General features: G+C 71.9%; 5 protein-coding genes. 2 read left to right on the forward strand and 3 right to left on the reverse strand.

Annotation, left to right across the window (positions count from 1 at the left end; genetic code table 11):
• Positions 1–95: 95 nt before the first annotated feature.
• The 3 genes from ABD056_RS18985 to ABD056_RS18995 all read right to left on the reverse strand — a co-directional run bounded on the left by ABD056_RS18985 (position 96) and on the right by ABD056_RS18995 (position 3252).
• Complete coding sequence (locus tag ABD056_RS18985; protein ID WP_343869284.1) at positions 96–1337, reverse strand: pyridoxal-dependent decarboxylase, exosortase A system-associated; 1242 nt, start codon at positions 1335–1337, stop codon at positions 96–98.
• Positions 1338–1339: 2 nt separating this feature from the next.
• Positions 1340–2938, reverse strand: a complete 1599-nt coding sequence (locus ABD056_RS18990) for an acyl-CoA ligase (AMP-forming), exosortase A system-associated (RefSeq protein WP_343869285.1) — start codon at positions 2936–2938, stop codon at positions 1340–1342.
• 71 nt (positions 2939–3009) lie between these two features.
• A complete protein-coding gene (locus ABD056_RS18995; RefSeq protein WP_343869286.1) occupies positions 3010–3252 on the reverse strand; it encodes a hypothetical protein in 243 nt (80 codons plus the stop codon).
• A gap of 214 nt (positions 3253–3466) precedes the next feature.
• On the opposite strand from ABD056_RS18995, the gene ABD056_RS19000 reads away from it, so the two are divergent.
• Together ABD056_RS19000 and ABD056_RS19005 are read left to right on the forward strand one after the other, a co-directional pair.
• Complete coding sequence (locus ABD056_RS19000; RefSeq protein WP_343869287.1) at positions 3467–4813, forward strand: putative O-glycosylation ligase, exosortase A system-associated; 1347 nt, start codon at positions 3467–3469, stop codon at positions 4811–4813.
• A partial coding sequence (locus tag ABD056_RS19005) for a glycosyltransferase (RefSeq protein WP_343869288.1) occupies positions 4810–6000 on the forward strand: 1191 nt, incomplete at its 3' end. The genes ABD056_RS19000 and ABD056_RS19005, both read left to right, overlap by 4 nt.

Genomic DNA, 6000 nt, shown 5'->3' on the forward strand with positions numbered 1-6000 from the left:
CACTTGAGATGAAAGTCTAAGGCCCGTGCCGGCTGGAAAATCCACCGACACGGGCCTTGCAGCGACCGTGAGAGAAGGGGGGCGAGGTGCGGCCGCTACACCAGCACCTCCGCCGGGCCGCCATGCCCGAGGAAGCCGTGCGGGCTGGCCGAGGCGCCATAGGCGCCCGACTGGAAGATCACCACCAGATCGCCGACCTCAGCGCGCGGCAGCTCCACCCGGTCGGCCAGCAGGTCGATGGGGGTGCACAGGCAGCCGACGACGCTTTGCGTCTCCACGTCGGCGGCGGCCATGCGGGAGCCGACGACCACCGGGTAGTTCCGCCGCAGCACCTGCCCGAAGTTGCCGGTGGCCGCCAGATGGTGGTGCAGGCCGCCGTCGGTGACCAGGAACACCTGCCCGCGCGACGTCTTGCGGTCGACCACCCGGCAGACGTAGACCCCGGCCTCGCCGACCAGATAGCGGCCCAGTTCGATGCCGAGGCGGGCCTCCGGCAGGGCGGCGGCGAGGCGGTCGGACAGCACCGCCATGCCGTCGCCGACCTCGGCCAGCGGCAGGGGCTCGTCCTTGTCGTGGTAGGGGATGCCGAAGCCGCCGCCGACGTTCACCAGTTCCGGCGCCGCCGGGGCGTGGTCGGTCAGGCGCAGCACCAGCTCGACGCTTTTCTCCTGCGCCTCGCGGATGAGCGCCGGGCGCAGCGCCTGGCTGCCCCAGAAGACGTGGAAGCCGACGAAGCAGGCGTCCAGGGCGGCGATGCGCCGCAGCACCGCCGGCACGTCCTCGGCATCGATGCCGAACTGCTTGGCGCCGCCGCCCATGCGCATGCCGGAGCCGCGCAACTCGAAGTCCGGGTTGACGCGCACGGCGACGCGCGGCGTGACGCCGAGCCGCGCCGCCTCGCGCGCCAGCACTTCCAGCTCGCCGGCGCTTTCGATGTTGACGGTCACCCCCGCCGCCACCGCCCGCGCCAGTTCCTCCGCCCGCTTGCCGGGGCCGGCGAAGCTGATGTGGTCGGGGTCGACGCCGGCATCCAGCACCGTCGCCAGTTCCCCGGCGGAGGCGACGTCCATGCCGTCCACCAGCCGCGCCAGATGGCCGACCACCGCCGGCATGGGGTTGGCCTTGCAGGCGTAGGACAGGTGCACGCCGGCCGGCAGGTGGGCGCGCAGCAGCGCCACCCGGTCGGTGATCAGGGTGCGGTCGTAGGCGTAGAAGGGCGTCCGCCCGACCCGCGCCGCCAGCCGCCGCAGCGGCACGCCGCCGACCACCAGCTGGTCGCCGCTGACCGGGAAGCCGTGGACGCGGCGGATTTCAGGGTTGGTGAGGGGAGCATTCACGGTCACGCCTCCTCTTTGCGGAAGGTGTCCTGGTGGGCGAGCGCCAGGCCCTTGCGGTCAGGCTTGCCGTTGGCGTTGCGCGGCATGGCGTCGATGGCGACGATGCGCCGCGGCACCATGTAGGCCGGCAGCTCGGCGCGGGCGGCGGCGAGCAGCGCGTCGCCATCCAGCGCCCCGCCCTCCGGCCCGGTCGCCACCACCACCACCGCCTGGCCAAGCTCGGGATGGGGCACGCCGATGGCCACCACCTCGCCCACCAGGCCGGTGGAGTAGAGCACTTCCTCGATCTCCGTCGGGCTGGTGCGATAGCCCGAGGTCTTGATCATCTCGTCCTCGCGGCCGATGAAGTAGAGGTAGCCGTCGGCGTCCATCTTCACCGTATCGCCCGACCACACCGCCATTTCCGGATTGGGGATGCCGGCTTCCTGTCCCGGCGCCGGGCGGAAGCGCACCGCCGTGCGCTCCGGGTCGTTCCAGTAGCCGAGCGCCACGAAGGCGCCGCGGTGGACCAGTTCGCCGGGCTCGCCGGGGGCGCAGGGGGTGCCGTCCTTGCGCACCACCATGATCTCGGCATTGGGCACCGCCTTGCCGATGCTGTCGGGGCGGCGGTCCACCTCGGCCGGCGGCAGATAGGTGGACCGGAAGGCTTCCGTCAGGCCGTACATCAGGTAAGCCTGGGTGTAGGGCAGCAGGGCGCGCAGGCGGTCGAGCACGCTGCGCGGCATCCGCCCGCCGGTGTTGGCGATGTAGCGCAGGCTGCGGGTGGCATCGTCGGACCAGCGGCATTGCGCCAGCTGCACCCACAGCGGCGGGATGCCGGTGATGCCGGTGATGCCTTCCTCCGCCACCGCCCGCACCGCGTCGCGCGGCAGCAGGTAGTTCATCAGCACCACCCGGGCGCCGACGGCGAAGGCGGTGGTCAGCTGGCTGAAGCCGGCATCGAAGCTGAGCGGCAGCAGCGACAGGATGCGGTCCTCGGCCACGTTGCCCAGGTACTCCGACACGCTGAAGGCCCCGGCCAGCAGGTTGCGGTGGCTGAGCACCACGCCCTTCGGCAGGCCGGTGGAGCCGGAGGTGTAGAGGATCGCCGCCATGTCGCTGTCGATGGTGCGGTGGGGCAGCCGCAGAGCGCCGGCGCCGGCGGCCATGACATCGGTCCACCGCAGCAGCTCCACCCCGTGCAGGGCCGGCGGCGCCGGCGGCAGGGCATCGACCAGCACCACGGCGCGCAGGTCCGGGCAGTCGGGCAGCACGGCGGCCAGCGCCTCCAGCCGCGCCGCCGAGGTCACCAGCACGCGGACATTGCAGTCGGCCAGGATGTGGCCGACCTGACGGCCCTTCAGCACCGGGTTGACCGGCACGAAGACGCCGCCGGCATGGGCGGCGCCGAAGCACGACACCACCGTCTCGAACCGTTTGTCGAGGTAGACGGCGACGCGCTCGCGCCGGTGCAGGCCGCCGGCCACCAGGCCGCGGGCGAAGGCCTCCACCGCCTGGGCGAGGTCGCCGTAGGTCAGGCTCTCGCCGTCGCAGCGCAGGGCCGTCCCCAGCGGATCGCGCATCGCCGAGGACAGGATCAACTCGGACAGGCGGTCGTACATGCGATGTCTCCGGATGAATGGCACGGGTCCGGCGCGGGCGGGCGGCGGATGGGATCGGTCGGGATCAGGGGTCAGCGGGAGGCGGCATCGTCACGGCGCCGCTCGGCCGCATCGCGGCGGGCGGCCGCCGCACGGCGAAGGCCGCCGGCCAGGGTGGCGTCGGCGGTCGGTTCCGACGGCTGCTCGCCCGGCGGCGGCTTCATGCGGGTCAGGCCGGTCTGGTCGGCAATGCGCGGCACGCCGTCATTGGTCACCAGCCAGTGCATGACGTAGACGGTGGCGCCAAGCGCCAGCAGCAGGAGTCCGGTTTCCAAGGGCATCCTCCAGACGGCGCGGATGGTCCGCAGCCTCTCTCAGGCCCGTCCATGGATACCAATTGGACCGCCGCGTCACATCATCTCGCGCGGCCTAGCCCACGGTCCCACGCGAACTAAACCCGACGGGTGACTCCTAATCCCCGGCCCTGCGTGCCATCGTCTGCGGTGCCCGCAGGCGCCGGTTGCCTTGGCCAGGACCTTGGGAATACTCATGCGCGACATCGTCATCATTCTGTATTTCATGGCCCTGGTGCCGGCCATTCTGCGCTGGCCGTTCCTCGGCATTCTCGGCTGGTCGGTGGTCTCCTACATGAACCCCCACCAGCTGGGCTGGACCTATACCAGCAGCCTGCCCTTCGCCATGGTGATCGCCCTGGCGACGCTGCTCGGCTTCGTCCTGCAGCCGGGGCGCAAGGGCATTCCGGTGCAGCCGATCACCGTGCTGCTGCTGGTGTTCATCGGCTATGCCACGCTGACCACCTTCTTCGCGGTGGCGCCGGTGGCGGCCAAGGCCAAGTACATCGAGTTCTTCAAGATCATGCTGATGACCTTCCTCACCATCCCGCTGATGGCATCGCGGGAGCGCATCCATGCGCTGGTGTGGGTCATCGTGCTCGGCATCGGCTTCTACGGCGTCAAGGGCGGCATCTTCACCGTCATCACCGGCGGCGAGCACCGCGTCTGGGGGCCGCCGGCCTCGGTCATCCGCGACAACAACCAGCTGGCCCTGGCGCTGATCATGCTGCTGCCGCTGGTGCGCTACCTGCACCAGCACACGGCGGACAAATGGATTCGCCACGGCCTGCTGCTCTCGATGGTGTTCATCGCCGTCGCCATCATCGGATCGTACTCGCGCGGGGCGCTGCTGGCCGGCTTCGCCTGCCTGTTCTGGCTGTTCCTGAAATCGCGCCACAAGGTGCCGGTGTTCGGCCTGGGGGTGGTGCTGGTGGGCGTGATCCTGTTCATGATGCCGGAACAGTGGTTCGCCCGCATGCAGAGCATCGAGAGCTATGCCGACGATCCATCGGTGCAGGGCCGCTTCGACGCCTGGACCTATGCCTGGCGGCTGGCCGAGATGCGGCCGCTGGTGGGCGGCGGCTTCGCCCCCAACTACAACGACGCCCTGTTCATGCAGCTGGTGCCTGATGCCTTCAAGGTGCGGTCGTTCCACAGCATCTATTTCGAGACGCTGGGCGAACACGGCTGGCCCGGGCTGATCCTGTTCCTCACCATCGGCCTGGCGGGGCTGATCACCGCCCAGCGCATCGCCAACCAGACGCGCGGCATCCCGCATCTGGCCTGGGCGCACGACCTTGCCTCCATGGTGCAGGTCAGCCTGGTCGGCTATGCCGCCGGCGGGGCGTTCCTCAACCTGTCCAACTTCGACCTCTACTATCACATCCTCATCCTGCTGGTGCTGATCCGGGTGGTGATCGCGCCGGAGATCAACCGCGTGCCGGCCCCGCTCGCCCGCCGCGCCGCCGCGGCACGGGCGGAGGCGGAGGCCAAGGCAGCCGCCGGCAGACCCTCCGGCCCGGCCGGGAGCCTGGCGCGATGAAGGTGCTGCTGGTCACCGGCTTCTTCCCGCCGCATGCGCCGCTGGCCGCCACGCGGGCGCCGGCGCTGGCGCGGTTCCTGCGCGACCGCGGCCATGGGGTGAAGGTGCTCGGCGCCCGCAACCCGGACTTCCCGCCGGTGCTCGACCACGGACTGGCGGCCGGGGACGTGACCTTCGCCGAGGTCGATCCGCCGCTGCCGGCGCGCGGCCTGCTGCGCGATCTGGCGCCGCTGGATGGCGCCGCCCTCGCCCGCCTCGCCCGGCCGCTGCGCACCGCCGCCGCCGTGGCCGGCTGGCCCGACCAGCGCATCGGCTGGCTGCCGCACGCCGAGGCCGCCGCCGACCGCCTGATGGCGGACTGGCGGCCGGACGTGATGATCGCCAGCGTGCCGCCCCATTCCGGCCTGCTGCTGGCCCGCCGCATCCATCGCCGCCACGGCATTCCGTGGGTGGCCGACCTGCGCGACCTGTGGACCGGCCACCCCTACTACGACGGACGCGGCCTCGTCCGCCTGCTCGACCGGGCGGCGGAGCGGGCGGCGCTGGCAACGGCGGCGGGGCTGGTGACGGTGACCGAAGGCTGGCGCGCGGCGCTGGCGGTGGAATGGTCGGGCAAGCCGGTGCGGCTGGTGCGCAACGGTTTCGAGGACGACGCCGCCGACACCCCGGCCCCGCCGCCCCCGGCGGACGGGCCGCTCACCATCGTCTATGCCGGCGTGCTCTACGGCCACAAGCGCGACCCGCGCCCCCTGTTCGCGGCGGTGCGGCAGCTGGGCCTCGGGCCCGAGGACGTCCGCATCCGCTTCTACGGCAGCGAGCCCGATCTGGTGCAGGCCCACATGGCCGAACACGGCCTGACGCCGCCGCTGGTGGAGGTGCTGCCGCCGGTGCGGCGGGCGGAGCTGATGCCGCTGCAGCGGGCCGCCGACGTGCTGCTGCTGCTGCGCTGGAACGACCCGCGCGAGAACGCCGTGCTGGCCGGCAAGCTGTTCGAATACATCGGCTGCCGCCGGCCCATCCTGTCCGTCGGCCTGACCACCGGCGAGGCGGCGGACATCATCCGCGCCGGCGACCTCGGCCTCATCGCCGACGACCCGACCGTCATCGCCGCCCACCTGCGGGCGCTCATCGACACCAAGCGGCGGCTCGGCCAGGTGCCGCCGCCGCCGGGCGGGGCGGCGGGCGCC

The sequence above is a fragment of the Caenispirillum bisanense genome, assembly GCF_039523075.1.
GTDB lineage: Bacteria > Pseudomonadota > Alphaproteobacteria > Rhodospirillales > Rhodospirillaceae > Caenispirillum > Caenispirillum bisanense.

Excerpts from the sequence above, each read along its gene's own strand:
- ABD056_RS18990 (WP_343869285.1), bottom strand. The coding sequence starts at position 2,938 with ATGTACGACCGCCTGTCCGAGTTGATCCTGTCCTCGGCGATGCGCGAT.
- ABD056_RS19000 (WP_343869287.1), top strand. The coding sequence starts at position 3,467 with ATGCGCGACATCGTCATCATTCTGTATTTCATGGCCCTGGTGCCGGCC.